Origin of the sequence: Streptomyces sp. BV286, assembly GCF_019090165.1 — a bacterium.
Lineage (GTDB): Bacteria > Actinomycetota > Actinomycetes > Streptomycetales > Streptomycetaceae > Streptomyces.
On sequence record NZ_JAHRIB010000132.1, the window covers coordinates 1 to 20680 of the forward strand.

Here is a 20680-nt window from a genome sequence, read left to right on the forward strand (position 1 = left end):
GGCAGGTTGATGGATGTGTTGCCTGCGGGTGGGGTGATGGTGGCGGTCCAGGCCACCGAGGATGAGGTGCGTGAACTCCTGGACGGGGTGCTCGACGCCGGTATTGCGGCGGTGAACGGGCCGCGTTCGGTGGTCCTTTCGGGCACGGAAGCTGCGGTGCTGCCGGTGGTGGAGGCGCTGCGGGAGCGCGGGGTGAAGACCAAGCAGCTCCAGGTCAGCCACGCCTTCCACTCTCCGCTGATGGAGCCCATGCTCGACGACTTCGCTGCTGTGGTGGAGGGGTTGACGTTCAACGCTCCGGCTCTCGGGGTCGTGTCGAACGTGACCGGGGAGATCGCGTCGGCGCAGGAACTCTGCGCACCGGAGTACTGGGTGCGGCACGTCCGTGAGGCGGTGCGGTTCGGCTCCGGAATTGAGGCTCTTCTGGATGCTGGTGTGTCGTCGTTCGTCGAACTTGGCCCCGAGGGTGTGCTGAGCGCGATGGCTCGTGAGTCGCTGGCGGAGGACTCGGATGTGGCGTGCGTGCCCGTGATGCGTCGGGACCGCGACGAGGTGCGGGAGTTCCTGACCGGTCTGGCCCGGCTCACCGTGCGCGGTGTGCCGGTGGGTTGGGAGCCGGTGACGGCGGGCGGCGGACGCCGGGTCGAACTGCCCACGTACGCCTTCCAGCAGCGTCGGTTCTGGCTGGAGGCCGGACAGAAGGCCACTGATGCGGCAGGGCTTGGTCAGTCGGTGGCGGATCATCCGTTGGTGGGTGCGGTGGTCGGGCTGGCGGGTGGTGATGGGTTGGTGCTGACGGGGCGGCTGTCGTTGAAGTCGCATCCGTGGCTGGCCGATCACACCGTCGCGGGTGTGGTGCTGCTGCCCGGCACGGCCTTCGTCGAGCTGGCGGTGCGTGCCGGTGACGAGGTCGGTTGTGGGCGGTTGGAGGAGTTGACGCTGGAGGCGCCGTTGGTGGTGCCCGAGCGTGGTGGCGTACAGGTGCAGGTTGTAGTGGAGGCGGCGAACGGGGTCGGGGAGCGTCTGGTGGAGGTGTACTCGCGTCCCGAGGACGGGGACGAGACGCCCTGGACCCGACACGCCACCGGTGTACTGGCGGCCGATGCCCTGGCACCCGAGTTCGAACTCACGGCATGGCCCCCCACCGCCGAGCCGGTCGACATCGAGGGCTTCTACTCCGAACTCGAGGCGCGGCCGGACGGGTTGGTCTACGGGGCGGTCTTCCAGGGGCTCAAGGCCGCCTGGCGTACCGAGGACGGGATCGATGCCGAGGTGGAGCTTCCCGAGGACGCGGCGAAGGACGCCGGCCGCTTCGGTCTGCACCCGGCACTCCTCGACGCGGCCCTGCACGCCGTCGGTCTCGCGGCCGCGCACGAGGGCTGCGACGAGGACGGGATCGTGGCCCGACTGCCGTTCGCCTGGACGGGAGTCACGCTGCACCGGTCGGGAGCCACCCAGCTGCGGCTCTCCCTGGCCCGTACGGGTGGCGACACGTACCGTCTGTGGATCGCCGACGCGGTGGGCGCGCCCGTTGCGACCGTACGTGAGCTGGTGCTCCGCGGGATCACCGCCGAACAGCTCGCGCAGGCACGCACGGACCGTCCCGCATCGATGTTCCGCCTGGACTGGGTGGCTCAGCTGCCCGCCGTTCAGCAGAGCACGGGGGAGTGGGCCCTGGTCGGGCCGGACCCGTACGGCCCGACAGCGCTGTCGGCCGTCGGCCTTCCCACGGAGGGATCCCTTCCCCTCGCCCGGTACGACGACCTTGACGCGCTCACCTCGGCGCCGGCCGCATCCGGAGACGGCACCGAGTCCGGAACCGACACTCCGGACGTCGTGCTCCTGTCACTCACCGACGCCCATGCCCATGCCCATGACGACATCGTCGGCGCTGCCGACAGCGACAGCGCCCCCCCTCGCTCCGCCGCTCACCAAGCGCTGCACGCCGTGCGGGCCTGGCTGAGTGCCGAGCGCTGCGCCGAAGCCACCCTCGTGCTGATGACACGCGGTGCGACCGCCGTCTCCGTCGACGACGCGATCGACGTGGACGCGGCTGCCGCCTGGGGACTCGTACGGTCTGCGCAGTCGGAGCATCCGGGCCGTTTCGTCCTCCTGGACTCGGACGGTTCCACGGCATCCGCCCAGGTCCTCCCCGGAGCCCTGGCGAGCGAGGAGCCGCAGATCGCCCTGCGGGAGGGCGTCGTCCACGCCGCGCGTCTAGTGCGGGTGCTCGACGCAAGCCCCGAGTCAGGCCCCGAAACCGTGCCCGATGCCGGCCCTGATGCCGAACGGCAGTCGGCCGCCGCCGTCTTCCACCCGGACAGGACCGTTCTCGTCACCGGCGGTACCGGTGCGCTGGGTTCCCGTCTCGCCCGGCACCTGGCCCGCGAGCACGGCGTACGGCAGCTGCTGCTGGTGGGACGCCAGGGGGCCCGTGCTCCGCGCACCGCCGACCTGGTGGCCGAACTCGCCTCCCTCGGCGCCCGGGCGGAGGTGGCCGCGTGCGACGTGGCCGACCGGGACGACCTGGCGGCTCTCCTGGCGGCGATCCCGGCGGACCGTCCCCTCGGCGCGGTCGTCCACGCAGCGGGCGTGCTCGACGACGGGCTGGTCGACGCGCTCACGCCGGAACGGCTCGATGCCGTACTGCGGCCAAAGGCGGACGCGGCCCGGCACCTCGACGAGCTGACCAGGGACGCGGACCTCTCCGCCTTCGTACTGTTCTCCTCCGCGGCCGGCACGCTCGGCAGCCCCGGGCAGGCCAACTACGCGGCGGCCAACGCCTACCTCGACGCGATGGCCGTCCGGCGCCGGAGCCAGGGGCTGCCCGGCCTGTCCCTCGGCTGGGGCCTGTGGGAGGCGGACGGCACCACACCGGAGGCGACGAGCGGCGGTGACACGAGCCGCGGTATGGGGGGCCGCCTGAGCGGCGGAGACCGCGCACGTATCGCTCGCGGCGGTGTCGGCACGTTCACCACCGAACAGGGCCTGGCCCTCTTCGACGACGCCTGCGCCGGTACGCATTCCGCCGTGCTGCCGGTCCTGCTGGATCTGCGGCCCCAGGACGACGTACCGCACCTCCTGAGGTCCCTGGTGGCCGCGCGCCGCAAGGGAGCGGCCACGGCCTCCCGGCACGGGGGCCCCGCCGAACTGCGGCGGCGGCTCGGCGCGGCGCCGCCGGAGGAGCGGTACGAGCACCTCGTCCAGCTGGTGCGGTCCTGCACGGCCGTGGTGCTGGGACACCGCGGTCCGCAGGACGTCGACCCCGGTCTCGGTTTCCTGGAGTCCGGCTTCGACTCGCTCACCGCGATGGAGCTGCGCAACCAACTTCACGAGGCCACCGGTCTGCGGCTCGCGGCCACCGCGGTGTTCGACCACACCACACCCGCGGATCTCGCCCGGCATCTGGCCGACGAACTCGCCGACGCGCTGGCCGCGACGGACACCACGGCCACCACGGTCGACGCCGGTGACGGCGGGGCGGCCCGACGGCCGGCGGAGGACGATGCGGCGGACACCCTCAGCGCGTTGTTCCGGAGCGCGGTGAGGAACGGACAGGTGACGAAGGGCGTCGGGTTGCTGCGTGCCGTCGCCGAACTGCGCCCCGCCTTCAGCAGCGCCGCGGAGTTCGGTGACGACCTGCCCGTGCCGGTCCGGCTGGCCCAGGGACCACGCCTGCCCCGGCTGTTCTGCTTCGCCTCGCCGATGGCGATGGGCGGGGTGCACCAGTACGCCCGGCTGGCGGCCCACTTCCGCGGGGTACGGGAGGTGTCCGCGCTGCCCATGCCCGGGTTCGCGGCGCAGGACCGGCTCCCGGAGACCGCGGAAGCCGTCGTGGAGGTCTTCGGACGCAGTGTCCAGGAGGCGGCGGGCGACGACCCGTTCGTTCTGCTCGGCTACTCGGCCGGCGGCATCTTCGCCCACGGCGTCGCGTCCTGGCTGGAGTCAGCCGGCCGTCCGCCGGCCGCTGTGGTGCTGCTCGACAGCTACCGCGCCGACGGCGGGGCGGACCTCGACGGCGACTTCTGGATCAGCATGGTGGAGGGGCTGTTCGCACGCGAAGAGGTCTTCGGCCGTTTCAACAGTGCGCGGCTGTCGGCCATGGGCCGCTACGCCCGGCTCGTCGGAGAGGTCAAGCCGGTGGACATCACGGCGCCGGTGCTGTTCGTCCGGCCCGAGAAGTCGCTGACCGCGGGAGACGCGGACGGGGGCGAAGGCCCGGACGACTGGCGTGCCTCCTGGGACACGGCGGACACGGTCCTCGAAGTACCCGGTGACCACTTCGGGATCGTCGAGAGCCAGGCGGACCTGACGGCCGCGGCGGTTGAGGAATGGCTCACCGACCGGCTGTGACTCCGGGGCCCGGTCGCCCGCGCGGCTGAGGGCCGCCCCCGCCCCGGGGCGGCCCTCAGCCGCGTGTCCGCTCGCCACCGCCCGCTCAGGGGACCTGCGCGTCGCACCGGTCCGTCGCTTCCACCAGGGCCTGGCGAGGCCGGGCCATACCCCGGGTCGTACCACCGCATCTCGCCGTTTCCGTCGGTGCGCTCACACACGTCCGGGGCGGTGCGGCGGGAGATGGGCCCGAAGCCGTCCTCCCGCCGCACCGCCCCGGAGGGGACGGCAACGGCGTCGTACACCCGCCTCGGATGGTCCGCTAGGCCCCCCGCACCCCGATGAAGACCCCGCGGTCCGCGTAGCCGTCGGGTCGGTACTCCACCGCGCACCCCGCCGACCGGAACGCCGTCTCGTACTCCTCGCGGGAGAACAGCGACAGCTCCTGCTCGTCCACGAAGTGCCGTACCGGATCGGATCCCGTGGCGACGAGATAGTGCATCTCGACGTGGCTGCGTCCGTCCCTGGTGGTCCAGCGGCCCATCCGGACGACCTTGCCGCCCTCGTTCTCGAAGCCGGCCTCCACGAGGTCGCCGCCGTTCCAGTCCTCCAGAAGGATCCAGGGTTCGATGATCAGCACCCCGCCCGGACGCAGATGGTGCGCCATGTTCTTGACGGCGGTGAACAGATCGTCCGCCGACGCCAGATAGCCCACCGAGCTGTACATCGAACAGACCACGTCGAAGGTCCGCTCAAGGCCGAAGGTGCGCATGTCGTCCTGGAGCAGGGGCACTCCGGGAAGCTTGGCGGAGGCGATACGGATCATGGGCGGGGCGAGATCCACGCCGGCCACGTCGAAGTGCTTCCGCAGATGGGCCAGATGCTCGCCCGTGCCGCAGCCGACGTCCAGCAGACTGGCTGCGTCCGGACGGTATTCGAGGGCCAGTTCGCGGATGCGGTCGGCCTCACCGGCGTAGTTCTTGTGCCGTCGGTAGATGCCGTCGTAGACGTGGGCGAAATCCTCTTCGTACATGGGTCACCTGGCCGGGGTTCGGGCGCTGACACAGCGCCGGACGATGTCGCAGACCTTGTCGATCTCCGACGGCCCGACGGCGCTGCCCGTCGGGAGGGCGAGTACCCGCTCGGCGAGTGCCTCCGCGCGCGGCAGGGGCCGCGGGGCGTGCCGGGCGGGATCACTCCGGTAGGGCTCCACCTGATGGCAGCTGGGGTGGAAGTAGCGGCGGGACAGTACGTTCTGGGCGCCGAGCGCCGCGTGCACCTCGTCGCGGTGGATGCCGGCGGCCGAGGCGTCGATCTCGATCACCAGATACTGGTGGTTGGCACGCTCGCCCTCCGCCTGTCCCCGCACCCGTACGCCCGCCAGTCCTTCGAGGCCCTTCTCGTAGCGGCGGTGGTTGAGGGTGTTGATGTCCATCAGCTCGCCCATGACCTCCAGGGAGGTCAGTCCCATCGCGGCCGCCGCCTCGTTCATCTTGGCGTTCGTGCCGCCGGACCTGATCTCACCGCTCGCGGTGATGCCGAAGTTGCGCAACTCGCGGCAGCGTTCGGCGAACTCGGCGTCCCGGGTGACGATGGCGCCGCCCTCGAAACTGTTGACGAACTTCGTGGCGTGGAAGCTGTACACCTCCGCTGCACCGAAACCGCCGACGGGCCGGCCCTTGTAGGTGCAGCCGATCGCGTGGGCCGCGTCGAACAGCAACGGCAGACCGTGCCGGTCGGCGATATCGGTGAGTTCGTCCATCGCGCAGGGATAACCGAAGACATGGACTCCCATGATTCCGCGGGTGCGTGGACCGATCAGCGCCTCGACCTCGGACGGATCGAGGTTTCCCGTCCTCTCGTCGGCATCGCAGAAGACAGGAACAATTCCTATCCAGTCCAGCGCCGCGGCCGTGGCCACCCAGGTGAAGGCGGGCACGATGATTTCGTCGCCGGCCCGGATTCCCGCGGCCCTGGCCGCGACCTGAAGGCCGACCGTGGCATTGCACACGGCGACACAGTGACCGACTCCTGCGACTTCGGCGAGTTTCTCCTCGAATTCACGGACCAGTGGGCCGTTGGTGAGATAGAGCCGGTCGAGCGCTCCGTCCAGTCTCTCCGTCAGGCGCGCGCGACTGCCCATATTGGGGCGACCGACGTGCAGGGGCTCGCGGAACACAGGCGAATCATTCACCTGTTCATCGTTCCTTCAACCGGCCCCTAGCCTCAACCCCTGCGGCCGTTCACCCGTGGCGACGGCCGACCCCGCAAGCCCCTAACCACCCCCCTAAGGGGCCCCAGTCCTGCTGGCCCGGCCGCCTCGCCGGAGCTAGCGTCGGGTGCAGCCTGCCGGTGAGCGTGACACAGCGCCAAGGCAGCCGCTGTGAGCGCGAAGATCCAGTCGAACTCGACCGAAGCCTTCCCCTGCGAACTCCGTAGAACTCCCCGACGAGTTCTACGGACCGCCCGACGAGTTCCGGCGAGATCGATGAACCCTCGATGAGTTCCGCATGGCCGCCGCCCATAAGGAGACCTCCGTGGCCGAGACATTGTCGACGCCCCTGCCCACCCGTTCCGGCGACGAGTCGCTCGCGGTTCGTATCGCCACGTCGGTGAGTATCGTCGACAAGGGCGCGCTCCACAGCCTTGCCGAATTCCATGCCTGGTTCGCCGAGCGCGGTAAGAAAGTGGCCCGTGTCCACAAGATGCCCCTTGACGAGCTCGCCGGCTGGAGCACCGACCCCGACACCCACAACATCGGGCACGACAGCGGGAAGTTCTTCAGCGTGCAGGGACTCTCCGTCGAACTGCCCGGGGCACCGATCCCCGCCTGGTCACAGCCCATCATCAACCAGCCGGAGATCGGAATTCTCGGAATTCTGGTCAAGGAATTCAACGGCGTCCTGCACTGTCTGATGCAGGCCAAGATGGAGCCGGGCAACCGCAACGGACTTCAGCTCTCCCCGACGGTCCAGGCCACCCGGAGCAACTACACCCGGGTGCACCAGGGCAACGCCGTACCGTATCTGTCGTACTTCCAGGACACCTCGCAGCACAGTGTCATGACGGACGCGCTGCAGTCCGAACAGGGCTCGTGGTTCTTCCAGAAGCGCAACCGGAACATGGTCGTGGAGACCGACGAGGACATCGAGCCGCACGAGGCGTTCATGTGGCTCACCATCGGTCAGCTGCACCGGCTGCTCGCGATCGACGACCTGATCAACATGGATACGCGGACCGTGCTGTCCTGTCTGCCGTTCTCCGGGTCCCGGCTCGCCGAGCAACTGCCCGGGCCCGGAAGCGAGCTACGGCTGCCCATCCTGCGTTCGTGCAGCGAGGACCACGGCAGTCTGCACAGTACCGGCGACATCCTGAGCTGGATCACCGACGCCCGTACCCGGCACGAGGTGCGCACCCGGCTCGTACCGCTGCGCGAGGTGGAGAACTGGCGGCGCAGCCAGTACACGATCTCCCACGACACCGGCCGGTTCTTCGACGTCATGGGTGTGCACATCGAGACCGACGGCGACCGGGAGGTGCGCGAGTGGACCCAGCCCATGATCGCGCCCGCGGGCGTCGGCATCGTTGCCTTTCTCGTCAAGCGGATCGAGGGTGTCCTGCATGTCCTGGCGCACGCCCGCGTCGAGCCCGGCTATCTGGACGTCGTGGAGCTCTCGCCCACGGTCATGTGCACCCCGTCGAACTATGAGGGTCTTCCTCCGGCGGCCCGGCCGGCCTTCCTGAACCATGTGCTGTCCGCCCGCCCCGAGCAGGTGCTCTTCGAGACGATCCTGTCCGAGGAGGGCGGCCGGTTCTACCACGCCCAGAACCGCTATCTCGTCGTCGAGTCCGACATCGAGGTCACCCCCGAACCGGCCCCGGACTTCCGCTGGATGGCGCTCCACCAGATGGTCGGCCTGCTCCGGCACAGCCACTACGTCAACGTCCAGGCCCGCAGCCTCATCGCCTGTCTGCACAGCCTCTCCGGAGCGCCACGGGACCTCTGACCCTGCGCGGTGACCGCCGCACCTCCTCCTTCCTCCCTCCTTCCTCCCTCAGGTCCCTGAAAGGGTGACGATGCTCTACCGGAAACTCGGACGTACGGCACTGAACGTGAGCCCGCTGTGCCTGGGCACGCTCAACCTCGGCGTCCGCACCACGCGCGACGAGGCGTTCGCGCTCATGGACGAGGCTCTGGAGCAGGGCATCAACTTCTTCGACACCGCCAACCAGTACGGCTGGCAGGTCCACAAGGGACTGACTGAGGAGATCATCGGGCAGTGGTTCGCGCAGGGCGGCGGGCGGCGCGAGCGCGTGGTCCTCGGCACCAAGGTCAGCAACCCGATGAGCGACCTGCCCAACGACCAGGGACTGTCGGCGCGTCATATCGTCGCCTCCTGCGAGGACTCGCTGCGGCGGCTGCGTACCGACTGGATCGATGTCTACCAGATGCACAACGTCGACCCGTCGGCCTCCTGGGAGGAGGTGTGGCAGGCCATGGAGACCCTCGTGCACCAGGGCAAGATCCGCTACGTCGGATCCTCCAACTTCGCAGGCTGGCACCTCGCCGACGCCCAGGCCGCGGCGGCCCGCCGCAACTTCCTCGGCATCGTCTCCGAGCAGTGCGTCTACAACCTCGCGACCCGTTTCGTGGAGACCGAGGTCGTGCCCGCCGCCGAGGCCCACGGCATCGGAGTCCTCGCCTGGTCGCCGCTGCACGGCGGGCTGCTCGGCGGCGCGCTGCGCAAGCTGGACGACGGGACGGCGGTGAAGACCGCGCAGGGCCGCGCGGCTCTCGCCCTGGAGACCCGGCGCGACGTCATCTCGCACTACGAGAAGCTGTGCGCGGAGATCTCCCTCGACCCGGCCCAGGTCGCGCTGGCCTGGCTGTTGTCCCGCCCCGGGCTCACGGCGGCCGTCATCGGCCCGCGCACCGCCGCCCACCTGGCCGGCGCGCTGGACACCCTGGACCTGCGGCTTCCCGACGACGTCCTCGACCGGCTCGACGAGTTGTTCCCGCCGATCGGCAACGGCCGCCCGGCACCCGCGGCCTGGCTCGACTGACCCACGACGGCACCGGCTGCCCCTCCGGCAGCGGGCAGCGGCCGCCTCTGAGGCCGCCCATCGGCGCCGGCCCCGACCGCCCCCAACCGCACCACTACCACCCGTACCCCGGGTCCGTACGGCCCTGCCGTGAGCCGTCGCGCACTGCCTCGGCCCGGTCCACGGCGCCCGCCGTCATGCCACACACCCTCCCGTCCCCCCTTCCACACGGAGCACGCCCCACATGTATCCCTCCCACGTCCGCCAGATGTCCACCGCCGCTCCCACCCACCGGCCGCAGGACCCCCTGCCGCACCTTCCGAGCGGCGGCGCACCCCCCGTGCTGATCAGCAGCGTCGCGTCCGACTCGCACACCTGGAACCTGGTCTTCCTGCAGCTGCTGATCGAGGAGCTGGGCCACGAGGTCGTCAATCTCGGGCCGTGCGTGCCCGACGAGCTGCTCGTCGCCGAGTGCCGCGACCGGCGCCCCGGTCTCGTCGTCATCAGCACCGTCAACGGTCACGGCTACCAGGACGGGATGCGTGTCATCCGCGAACTGCGCGCCTGCGAGGAACTCGACGGCATCCCCGTCGTCATCGGCGGCAAGCTCGGCGTCGCCGGATCGGGCCAGTCGCAACAGGCTGCGGAACTGGCCTGGGCGGGCTTCGACGCGGTGTTCCCCGACGACGCGGAGGCGGTGTCCTCGTTCGCGCACTACATACAGGCGCTTCCCCAACAGGTCGCGTCTTGACGGGATTCGGCGCCTTCGTACGTTCCGCCCACGAGCGGGGCGAACTGGTCGTGCAGCCCCGCATGGGCATGGGTGCCCCCGACGCGATGCGCGCGGGACTGGCCGCCACCCGGGCGGCGGACGCCACCACGGTCGGCACGCTCACACTGGACAGTTATACGCGCGTAGGCGACCTCGACGCCGCCGCGAAGGCGCTGCAGTCCGGGATCGCCCTCAACGGCTATCCCATCGCCACCCACGAGGAGTCGACGACGCGTCAGGTCCTGGCCGGGATCGTCGGTGACGACTTCCCGGTCCAGGTACGCCACGGATCGGCGACGCCCCTGCACATCTTCGGCGCGCTGACCCGGGTGGGCCTGGACGCCACCGAGGGCGGACCCGTCTCCTACTGCCTGCCGTACGGACGCATCCCGCTCGACCAGTCGGTGAGCAACTGGGCCCGCTGCTGCGACCAGTTCGCCGGGCTGCGGGAGCTGGGACTCGAACCCCACCTCGAGACCTTCGGCGGCTGCATGCTCGGGCAGCTGTGCCCGCCCAGCCAGCTCGTCGCGATCAGCGTGCTCGAGGCGCTCTTCTTCCGGCAGCACGGCATCCGCAGCATCTCCCTCAGCTACGCCCAGCAGACCCACCCCGAACAGGACCGGGAAGCGGTATGGGCCCTGCGCCGCCTGCACACCGAGCTGCTGCCCGACACCGACTGCCACATCGTCATCTACGCGTACATGGGCGTGTATCCGACCACTCCGGAGGGTGCCCACGCGCTCCTTGGGCGTGCCGCTGAACTGGCCGTCGCCACCGGGGCCGAGCGGCTGATCGTCAAGACGGCGGCCGAGGCGCACCACATCCCCACCGTCGCCGACAACGTGGCCGCCCTCGAACACGCGGCGGCCGTCGCCCGGGCGGCGCCCCGTCCCGCCGCCGTACTCCGCGCGACAGGAGGGCCCGCCGCGGCCGGCGCGCCGCCCGCGGCCGTCGAGGACCACTCCGCCGACTCCGTGACGCACGCGGAGGCCCGTGCCCTCGTCGAGGCGGTCATGAACTGCGGGCCGGACATCGGCAGCGCCCTGTTCCGTGCCTTCAAGCGGGGATACCTCGACATTCCCTATTGCCTCCATCCCGACAACATGGGGCGCAGCCGGAGTTACATAGACGACACCGGTCGCCTGCGATGGGCGGACACCGGAATGCTGCCGCTGGGAAACACGGTGAAAGCGGGCGTCGTTCGCGCGGTTTCATCCTCCGAGCTACTCACCGCGCTTTCCTACGTACAGCGGACGTACGACGCCCTGCCATTTCCCGAATCTGCGGGCCCGGCCCCGCTGTCCGGGCCTAGGGGTACCTAGGGGCCGGATAGGGGTCTGCTCCGCTGTGCCGCTCATCTAGCGTGACCGACGAGTCGAACTGTGAGGTGGTGTGAATGTCCAAACCCCCGAGTGCCAAGGGGACCGTGCCATTCGGTCAATACCGGACCTGGTATCGCGTGACGGGTGACCTGCATTCAGGCAAACCACCGGTGGTGCTGCTCCACGGAGGTCCCGGCAGCACGCACGACTACCTGCTGGCCATGACGTCCCTCACCGACGCCGGCTGGCCCGTGGTCCACTACGACCAGATCGGCAACGGCGGCTCCACCCATCTGCCCGACCGCGGCGCGGACTTCTGGACCGTCAAGCTGTTCGAGGACGAGCTGGACAATCTCCTCGACAAGCTCGGCATCGCCGACGACTACATCCTCTACGGCCAGTCCTGGGGCGGCATGCTCGGCTCGGTGCACGCCGCCCGCCGACCCGTCGGTCTGCGCGGCCTGGTCGTCGCCAACGCGCCCGCCTCCATGAAGATCTGGCTCCAGGAGATGAAGCGCCTGCGCGAACTGCTCCCTGCCGACGTCCAGAAGGTGCTGACCGAGCACGAAGAGGCAGGCACCACCGACAGCGAGCCGTACTTCCACGCCATGCGCGCCTTCTACGACCGGCACGTCTGCCGGATCGTGCCATGGCCGCGGGACTTCGGCGCCACCTTCATGGAGATCTACAACGACCCCACCGTCTACTTCACGATGAACGGCCCCAACGAGTTCCACGTGATCGGCACACTGCGCGACTGGTCCGTGGAGTTCTGCCTGCCCGACATCGCCGTGCCCACGCTCGTCCTGACCGGCCGGCACGACGAGGCGACCCAGGCCACCGTGCAGCCGTTCCTCGACCTCGTGCCGGAGGTGCGGCAGGAGGTGCTGGAGAACTCCAGCCATGTACCGCACCTGGAGGAGCCCGAGCGGTTCCAGCAGGTCATGCTCTCCTATCTCGAAAGTCTGGTGTGAGCCCACCATGGACACGACACAGCACGAACCGGGCGTGGACGGCGGCGCGACCGCCATGGTCTTCCCCGGCATGGGGCCCGCGTCGTTCGCCGAGGTCGGCAGGTTCCTGGTGACCAACCGACAGGTCCGCGAACTGCTCGTGGAGGCGGACGACACGCTCGGCTACTCGCTCGTGGACCGCTTCCGCGAGACCGAGGGCGACTACTCCGAGTACGCCCAGATCGCCTTCCTGGTGAACTGCGTGGCCCTTGCCCGCTGGGCCGAGCAGAACCTCGGCGTGAGCCCCCGGATCTGCACCGGGGCCAGCTTCGGCGAGAAGTCCGTCGCCGCCTACAGCGGCGCGCTCGCCTTCGCCGACGCGGTGCGGATGACGGCCGGGCTCGCCCGGTGCATGGACGAGTACTTCCGCACCGAACACACCGGTGTCGTGACCCACTCGTTCGTACGCGCGCCCCGGGAGCGGCTCGACGAGATCCTCGCCGAACTCGACGAGCGCGGCGAATGGCACGAGACCTCCTGCCACATCGACCACGACTTCTTCATGCTCACCCTCCACGAGCGAAACAGCGCCTGGCTGGAGGCCCGCCTGCGGTCGGCCGGCGCCATGCCGCTCTACGCCATGCGGCCGCCCATGCACGCCGCCGCCTTCGGCGGCCTGCGCCGCAAGGCGGAGGAGGAGGTTGTCGGCGGCCTCACCTTCCACGACCCGGCACTGCCCGTCGTCGCCGACCAGGACGGGGCGCTGCTGACCACCGGCGAAGAGGTGCGCACGATGCTCCTGGCGAGCTTCGTACGCCCCCTGCGCTGGCCCGACGTCATCGCCTCCCTCCAGGGCCAGGGCGTCACCCGCGTCTGCGTCGCGGGACCCGACAGCCTCTTCGGACGCGTCGGGACCACGACCCGCGCCTTCGAGGTCGTCGCCGCCACACCGCGCCTCGCCCTCCAGCCCCGCCCGCGCAGCACCACCGCCGCGTAGGCACCCCAAGACCGCGTGCCCCGACGACCGGGGCCGAAAGGAGCTCCCATGTGGGACGACCGTTTCGAGAGCCTGCTCCGCCGCTATCTGCCGTTTCTCTCCGCCGACCAGCCGCTGGAGCACGACGTCAGCCTGCGCGACGTCGGCCTCGACTCGCTCGGCACCGTCGAACTCCTCGCCGAACTGGAGAACACCTACGGCGTCCACTTCCAGGACGAGGCGCTGACCAAGGAGACCTTCGAAACCCCCGGCGTGCTGTGGAAGACGGTGTCGGCCCTGGCCGAACCGCGCCCCTGACCATCCGCCGCGGCCGAGCCCCCAGGACGCCCGCCCGGCCCCGGAGCGAAGACCCCGGCCCGTAGGCACGACCGCCGCCCGGCCCCACGGAGGAACCATGGACGCCGCCGACCACGCACTGTACGCACGCTTCCTGCGCGGACTCGCCCGCGGACCCGAACGGCCCGCGGTGCGGTCCGGCGGGCAGACGGTGACCTACGCCGAGGTCCACCGCACCGCCCTGCGCCAGGCCGGATCCCTGCTGCACGCCACGGCCGAAGCGCCCACGGCGATCGGGGTGCTGGCAGCCAAGGGGATCCCCGCCTACCAGGGCATCCTGACCGCCCTGTGCGCGGGCGCGGCCGTGGTGCCGCTGCGGCCCGACTTCCCCGTCGCCCGCACCGCCGAGATGATGCGGGCCGCCGGGGTCACCGCCGTCATCGCGGACGCCCAAGGCCGGCGCCTGCTCCCCGAGCTGCTCGCCGACCGGCCGGAGACCGTGGTCCTGGCCGTCGACGACAACCCGGGGCGGGAGCGCACGGCGGGCCGCCCCGTGGCGGTGGACGAGCGCCACGCCCTGTCGGCGCCCCGGCCCGTGGCCTCCTACGACACGGCCTATGTGCTGTTCACCTCCGGCTCCACCGGGCGGCCCAAGGGCGTGCCGCTCAGCCACGGGAACTTCGCCCACTACTTCCAAGTGCTCGACACCCGCTACGACTTCACCGCCGAGGACGTCTTCACCCAGACCTTCGACCTCAACTTCGACTGCTCCCTGTTCGACATGTTCAGCGCCTGGGGCGCGGGCGGGAGCATCGCCCGGATCCCGCCGCAGGCCTACCGGGACCTGCCGGCCCACCTCACCGAACAGGGCGTCACCGTCTGGTTCTCCACCCCCAGCAGCATCGCGCTCGTCCGCCGCCTGGGCGGCCTGCGCCCGGGCTCCCTGCCCACCCTGCGCTGGAGCCTGTTCGCGGGCGAGGCACTCAAGTGCGCGGACACCGACGACTGGCAGCGCGCGGCCCCCGCGTCCTTCGTGGAGAACCTCTACGGACCCACCGAACTGACCGTGACCGTCACCGCGCACCGGTGGTCACCGGAGGTCTCCCCGGCCGTCGGCGCCAACGGCGTCGTCCCGATCGGCCCCCTCCACAAGGGCCTCGACCACGTCCTCCTCGACACGGACGGCCGACCCCACCCCGACACCGGCGAACTGTGCATCACCGGGCCCCAGATGGCCGGCCGCTATCTCGACCCCTCCGACGACCACGGCAGATTCCTCGACCACGACGGACGCCGCTGGTATCGCACCGGGGACCGGGTCCGGCTGGCGCCCGGCGGCGACCTGGTCTACCTCGGCCGGATGGACGCCCAGGTTCAGGTCCAGGGCTGGCGCGTCGAACTGGCCGAGGTCGACCACGCGCTCCAGGCGTGCGAAGGCGTCGACGAGGCCGTCACCGTGGGCGCGACCACCGGCGCGGGCACGGAACTGGTCGTCTTCTACACCGCCGCCGCACCCGTACCGCCGGTCCGCTTCGCCACGCTGCTCCGGGCCACCCTGCCGGACGGCGTCGTACCACGGCATTACCACCACATCGCGGAACTGCCGCTGAATTCCAACCGCAAGACCGACCGGCGGGCCCTTACCGCACGGGCCGACGAAATCCTCGCCGGAACGTGAAAGAACACCCTGCCGGACAACCAAACCCGATAGGGGCCCTTAGGGGCCGCTAGGGGTATGTCGTCCGGCCCGTGCCGGGCTAGCCTCGCCATCAAAAGACGTATTCGGGGGAGTTCGCCGTGTGCCTTGATCAGACCCTCACGTGCATATACCGGACAGGAGACCTGCATTGAGCAGCATGACCCATGTGATGTCCGACAATGCCGAACTCGATCTCCGTCACGGCGGGCTGGTACACCACTTTCTGGAAGACTCCGGAAAAGCTTCGCCGAATTCCCAGGCCGTGGAGGACTCGTTCGGTTCCTGGACCTACGCGGAACTGCTCGCCCACAGCCAGGCGTTCAGCGCCTGGCTCGACGAAAAGGGCATCGCACGCGGTGAGCGCATCGTCGTCCAGCTGCCGAACGTCCGGCAGACGGTCGCCGTGTTCTTCGGAGCCTGCCGTCGCGGCATCGTCTTCGTGCCCCTCAACCCGGGCATGAAGCCCTTCCACCTCAGCTCCGTCATCGCCGACGCCGACCCCCGGCTCGTCATCGCCGAGGACGAGACCGCCGCCGCCCGGCTGCACGACCTCACCGACCTGCCCGTGTTCGCGCTCGACACCCTGTGGCCGGACGTGGAACGGCTGCGCGGCGAGAAGGCCGGCACCGAGCCCGTCGAGGTCTCGCCCGAGGACCTGGCCGTCCTCATCTACACCTCCGGCAGCACGGCTGCCCCCAAGGCCGTTGCCTGCCCCCACCAGCAGATCGCCTTCGCAGCGTCCTCCATCAACGCCGTCCTCGGCTACCACCGCGACGACGTCGTGTTCTGCCGTATGTCCGTCTCCTGGGACTTCGGTCTCTACAAGGTCCTCATCTCCACCCTCACCGGCGCCAAGCTGGTCCTCGCCGGCAACGAACCGGACATCGCCCTGCTCAAGTCGATGCGCGAGACCGGCGCCACGATGATGCCCATCGTGCCGTCCCTCGCGAGCATGCTGACCACCCTGGCGCGACGCGACACCGAAGGCGCACCCGCCGTGCGCATGTTCACCAACAGTGCTGCCGCCCTGCCCCAGGCCACCATCGACAAACTCCGCGAGGCGTTCCCCGGCGCCCAGGTCGTCCGCATGTACGGCCAGACCGAGTGCAAGCGCATCTCGATCATGCCGCCGGAACTCGAGTACGAGCGGCCCGACTCCGTCGGCCTGCCCCTGCCGGGCACCACCGTGGAGATCCTCGACGAGGACGGCCGGGCCCTGCCGCCCGGTGAACCCGGCGAGATCACCGTCACCGGACCCCACGTCATGGCCGGCTACTGGCGCGCCCCCGAACTCACCGCCCGCGCCTACCGACGCGACGAACACACCGGCGCCATGCGGCTGCACACCGGCGACTACGGACACCTCGACGAGGACGGCTTCCTCTACTTCGTCGGCCGCCGCGACGACATGTTCAAGCGCAAGGGCACCCGCATGAGCACCGTCGAGATCGAAGCGGCGGCCCTCGACATACCCGGCGTCACCGCCGCCGTCGCCCTGCCGCCCACGGACACCCGCGACCTGGCACTCGTCGTCGCGTCCGACCTCGCACCGCACGACGTGCTGCGCAGGCTCGCCGAACGCCTCGAATCCGCGAAGGTCCCCGCGATCTGCCGCATCGTCAACGACTTCCCGCTCACCCTGAACGGCAAGTCCGAACGCAAACAGCTGGCACGACTCATCGACGGGGGCGACCGGTGACTCGCTACGAGGAACTCGCCGAGCAGTACGGCACCCCGCTCTACGTCTACGACCTGGACCGCATCACCGAGGCCCGCCGCGACCTGCGTACCGCCCTGCCCGAGGAGGTAGAGGTCTACTACGCCCTCAAGGCGAACCCGCACCCCCAGGTCGCCGGCGCCCTGCGCGACGACAACGGCCCGCAGTGCCGCGCCGAGATCAGCTCCGTCGGCGAACTCGCCGCCGCCCTCACCGCGGGATACCGCGCCGCCGACTGTCTCTACACCGGCCCCGGCAAGACGGACACCGAACTCGACGAGGCGATCGGCAAGGGCGTACGGACCTTCTCCGTGGAGTCCTTCACCGACCTCCAGCACATCGGTGCCGCGGCTCTGCGCCACGACACCGTCGCCCGGTGCCTGCTGCGCATCAACAGCGCCACCGCCAGCGCCACCACCAGCATCCGGATGACCGGCACCCCCTCCCAGTTCGGCATCGACAGCGAAACCCTCGCCGACGCCGCCCCGGACCTCCTTGCCGTACCCGGCACCCGAGTCGTCGGCATGCACTTCTTCCCCCTCAGCAACGCCCGCGACGAGGACAGCCTGATCGGGGAGTTCCGGCACACCATCGAGACCGCGGCACGCCTGGCCGCGGACCACGGCATCCCGCTGGAATTCCTCGACATAGGGGGAGGGTTCGCCCACCCCTACGGGGCCCCCGGCGACCGCCCCGTCTACCGACAGCTGCGCGCGGCACTCACGGCCGCCCTCGACGCCCACCTCCCGCGCTGGCGGGAAGGAGCTCCGCAGATCGCCGTCGAGACCGGCCGCTACCAGGTCAGCGGAAGCGGAGCACTGCTGAGCCGGGTCGTCAACACCAAGGTCAGCCGCGGACGGAAGTTCGTCGTCCTCGACGCAGGGATCAACACCTTCGGCGGGATGTCCGGCCTCGGTCGGCTGTTGCCGGTGGCCGTGGAGCCCGAGACCACCGGCGCCGCCGACGCCGTCGAACTCGACGATGTCGCCAGCCTTGCCGGGCCCCTGTGCACCCCCGGCGACCTCCTCGGCCGGGAGATCGCCCTCCCGCGGCTCGAACCCGGCGACCTCGTCACCGTGCCGAACGCCGGCGCCTACGGAGTCACCGCGAGCCTCCTGATGTTCCTCGGCAGGCCCGCACCGGTCGAAGTGGTCGTCCAGGACGGCCGGGTTGTCTCCGCGTCCCGCCTGGAGCACCACCGCAGTCCCGCCACCCGCGCGTAGCCGCACCGCCTCGCGGCACCACCCGCACCACCCAGGGAACGCCCGACGCGGGCGTTCCCGCACTTTTCCCTGCGCCCTTTCTTCACCTGTGTCGTCGCCCGCCCTAGCGAGGAGTAAGCGAATGAGCGAGTCCGAGTACATCGTTCCTGAAACCGCCCCTGTTTCGGATGAGTCCGCGGACCCGCGATCGGCGCTGGCTCGGCGGCTGGAGGACCTGTCGTCGGCCGAACAGCAGCAGGCCGTCCTCGACCTGGTGCACCGGCACACCGTCGCCGCCCTCCGGGCCGTCGCACCGCTCACCCCCGACACGATCGACGTGCAACGACCCTTCCTGGAACTCGGTTTCGACTCCCTCGCCGCCGTGGACCTGCACGCCCGGCTGGCCGACGAGAGCGGCCTCGAACTCCCTGTGACGATCGCCTTCGACTTCCCCACCCCGGCTCTCGTCGCCGAGCAGATCCGGCGCATCGCCTTCGGCATCGGCCAGGAGACCCACATGCCCGTCGCCGCCGGCACGGACGTGGACGACGAGCCGATCGCCATCGTCGGCATCGGCTGCCGCTTCCCCGGCGACATCAACTCCGCCGAGGACCTCTGGCAGCTCGTCATGGACGAGGGCGAGGTACTCACGGAGTTCCCCACCAACCGCGGCTGGGACGTCGAGGGCATCTACGACCCCGACCCGGGCAAGCCGGGCAAGAGCTACGTCCGCGAGGGCGGCTTCCTGGCGGAAGCCGGCAGCTTCGACGCGGACTTCTTCGGGATCTCGCCGCGTGAGGCCCTCGCCATGGACCCGCAGCAGCGACTCGTCCTGGAGACCGCGTGGGAGGCCTTCGAACGCGCCGGCATCGACCCCGGCTCCCTCCAGGGCAGCAAGGCAGGCGTCTTCATCGGCGCCGAGGTCCACGAGTACGGCACCCGCGTCCACGAGGCCCCCGAAGGCCTGGACGGCTACCTCATGACCGGCAACGCCCCCAGCGTCGCCTCCGGCCGCGTCGCCTACAGCCTCGGCCTGGAAGGCCCCGCGGTCACCATCGACACGGCCTGCTCCGGCTCGCTCGTCGCCCTGCACCTGGCCGCCCACTCCCTGCGCCGGGGCGAGTGCACCCTCGCGCTGGCCGGCGGTGTGACCGTCATGGGCAACCCCGGCATGTTCGCCGCCTTCAGCCGCCAGCGCGGCCTCGCCGCCGACGGCCGCTGCAAGCCCTTCGCCGCCGCCGCGGACGGCACCGGATTCTCCGAGGGCGTCGGCATCTTCGTCGTCGAGCGCCTCTCCGACGCCCGCCGCAACGGCCACCCCGTCCTCGGCATCGTCAAGGGCTCCTCCATCAACCAGGACGGCGCGAGCAACGGCCTCACCGCGCCGAACGGCCCGTCCCAGCAGCGCCTGATCCTCCAGGCCCTCGCCAACGCGGGCCTCGCCCCCGCGGACGTGGACGCCATGGAGGCCCACGGCACCGGCACGAAGCTCGGCGACCCCATCGAGGCACAGGCCATCCTCGCCACCTACGGCCAGGACCGCGAGGAGAAGCGCCCCCTCTGGCTCGGCTCCATCAAGTCCAACCTCGGCCACACCCAGGCCGCCGGCGGAGCCGCCAGCCTCATCAAGATGCTCATGGGCATGCGATACGGAAAGCTGCCCCGCAGCCTCCACATCGACGCCCCCACGCCCCACGTCGACTGGTCCACGGGCGGGGTCGAACTCCTCACCGAGACCCGCGACTGGGACAGCTCCGACCGCCCGCGCCGGGCCGGCATCTCCGCCTTCGGCATCAGCGGGACCAACGCCCACGTCATCATCGAGGAGCCGCCGGCCCCCGCCCCCGTCCCGGAAACGGCGACGGCCCCCGCGGGGCTCCCGGTGCCGTGGGTGGTGTCGGCCAGGTCGGCGGAAGCGCTGCGGGCCCAGGCGGAGCGGCTGTCGGCACAGCAGCGGGACGCGGACGCGTCGATCGCCGATGTGTCCTTCTCGCTGAACGCGTCACGGGCCGGGCTGGACCATCGGGGTGTGGTGCTGGGTTCCTCGCGCGAGGAACTGCTCCGGTCGCTGGAGGTGTTGGCGACCGGCGCCGAGGCGCCCGGGGTGGTGTCGGGCCGCGTCGTGGACGGCCGGCTGGCGTTCCTGTTCACGGGGCAGGGTGCTCAGCGGGTGGGCATGGGCCGGGAGTTGGCCGCGTCGTTCCCGGTGTTCGCGGAGTCGCTGGAGCGCACGTGTGACCTGTTGGACGTCGGCTTGGAGGACCTTGATCTTCCGCTGCGGGAGGTGTTGTTCGCGGAGCCGGGGAGTGCTGCGGCTGCTCTGTTGACGCGGACGGTGTATGCGCAGGCTGCTCTGTTCGCGGTCGA

The 20680-nt window shown here is 70.5% G+C and carries 13 protein-coding genes and 1 pseudogene; 12 read left to right on the top strand and 2 right to left on the bottom strand.

The features are described from left to right. Positions 1-9 precede the first annotated feature (9 nt). A complete protein-coding gene (locus tag KUF83_RS18400) occupies positions 10-4353 on the top strand; it encodes an SDR family NAD(P)-dependent oxidoreductase (protein ID WP_302828524.1) in 4344 nt (1447 codons plus the stop codon). Between the two features lie 301 nt (positions 4354-4654). Here the strand turns inward: KUF83_RS18400 and KUF83_RS18405 are convergent, their stop codons facing one another. Together KUF83_RS18405 and KUF83_RS18410 are read right to left on the bottom strand one after the other, a co-directional pair. Beyond that, a complete protein-coding gene (locus tag KUF83_RS18405) occupies positions 4655-5365 on the bottom strand; it encodes a class I SAM-dependent methyltransferase (RefSeq protein ID WP_217455813.1) in 711 nt (236 codons plus the stop codon). 3 nt (positions 5366-5368) lie between these two features. Next, a complete protein-coding gene (locus tag KUF83_RS18410; RefSeq protein WP_308403043.1) occupies positions 5369-6526 on the bottom strand; it encodes an aminotransferase class I/II-fold pyridoxal phosphate-dependent enzyme in 1158 nt (385 codons plus the stop codon). A gap of 343 nt (positions 6527-6869) precedes the next feature. Between KUF83_RS18410 and KUF83_RS18415 the strand changes: the two genes are divergently transcribed. The 11 genes and pseudogenes from KUF83_RS18415 to KUF83_RS18465 all read left to right on the top strand — a co-directional run. Beyond that, on the top strand, positions 6870-8339 hold the full coding sequence (locus tag KUF83_RS18415; protein ID WP_308403044.1) for an NDP-hexose 2,3-dehydratase family protein: 1470 nt from the start codon (positions 6870-6872) through the stop codon (positions 8337-8339). A 70-nt stretch (positions 8340-8409) separates the two neighbouring features. Continuing rightward, positions 8410-9396, top strand: a complete 987-nt coding sequence (locus KUF83_RS18420; RefSeq protein WP_217455815.1) for an aldo/keto reductase — start codon at positions 8410-8412, stop codon at positions 9394-9396. 223 nt (positions 9397-9619) lie between these two features. Continuing rightward, positions 9620-10126, top strand: a complete 507-nt coding sequence (locus KUF83_RS18425) for a cobalamin B12-binding domain-containing protein (RefSeq protein ID WP_254644045.1) — start codon at positions 9620-9622, stop codon at positions 10124-10126. After that, positions 10123-11469 (top strand): methylaspartate mutase, encoded by a 1347-nt coding sequence (locus tag KUF83_RS18430; RefSeq protein WP_217455816.1) that lies wholly within the window; start codon positions 10123-10125, stop codon positions 11467-11469. The genes KUF83_RS18425 and KUF83_RS18430 overlap by 4 nt, the downstream gene beginning before the upstream one ends. 74 nt (positions 11470-11543) lie before the next feature. After that, entirely contained in the window at positions 11544-12443 is a 900-nt protein-coding gene (locus tag KUF83_RS18435) for a proline iminopeptidase-family hydrolase (RefSeq protein WP_217455817.1), read from the top strand. A gap of 7 nt (positions 12444-12450) precedes the next feature. Beyond that, entirely contained in the window at positions 12451-13419 is a 969-nt protein-coding gene (locus KUF83_RS18440) for an ACP S-malonyltransferase (RefSeq protein WP_254644046.1), read from the top strand. Between the two features lie 48 nt (positions 13420-13467). After that, the gene (locus KUF83_RS18445; RefSeq protein WP_217455818.1) at positions 13468-13716 is read left to right on the top strand and encodes a phosphopantetheine-binding protein; all 249 of its coding nucleotides are present in this window, start codon (positions 13468-13470) and stop codon (positions 13714-13716) included. 97 nt (positions 13717-13813) lie between these two features. Beyond that, positions 13814-15373: an AMP-binding protein gene (locus KUF83_RS18450; protein ID WP_217455819.1), complete on the top strand. Its 1560-nt coding sequence runs from the start codon at positions 13814-13816 to the stop codon at positions 15371-15373. 178 nt (positions 15374-15551) lie between these two features. Next, on the top strand, positions 15552-17093 hold the full coding sequence (locus KUF83_RS18455; protein ID WP_254644048.1) for an AMP-binding protein: 1542 nt from the start codon (positions 15552-15554) through the stop codon (positions 17091-17093). Then, positions 17090-18334 carry a type III PLP-dependent enzyme gene (locus KUF83_RS18460; protein ID WP_217455820.1) on the top strand — a complete coding sequence of 415 codons (1245 nt, stop codon included), beginning with the start codon at positions 17090-17092 and terminating at the stop codon, positions 18332-18334. The genes KUF83_RS18455 and KUF83_RS18460 overlap by 4 nt, the downstream gene beginning before the upstream one ends. Before the next feature lie 148 nt (positions 18335-18482). Further along, positions 18483-20680, top strand: a pseudogene (locus KUF83_RS18465) (beta-ketoacyl synthase N-terminal-like domain-containing protein); the annotation flags it as partial.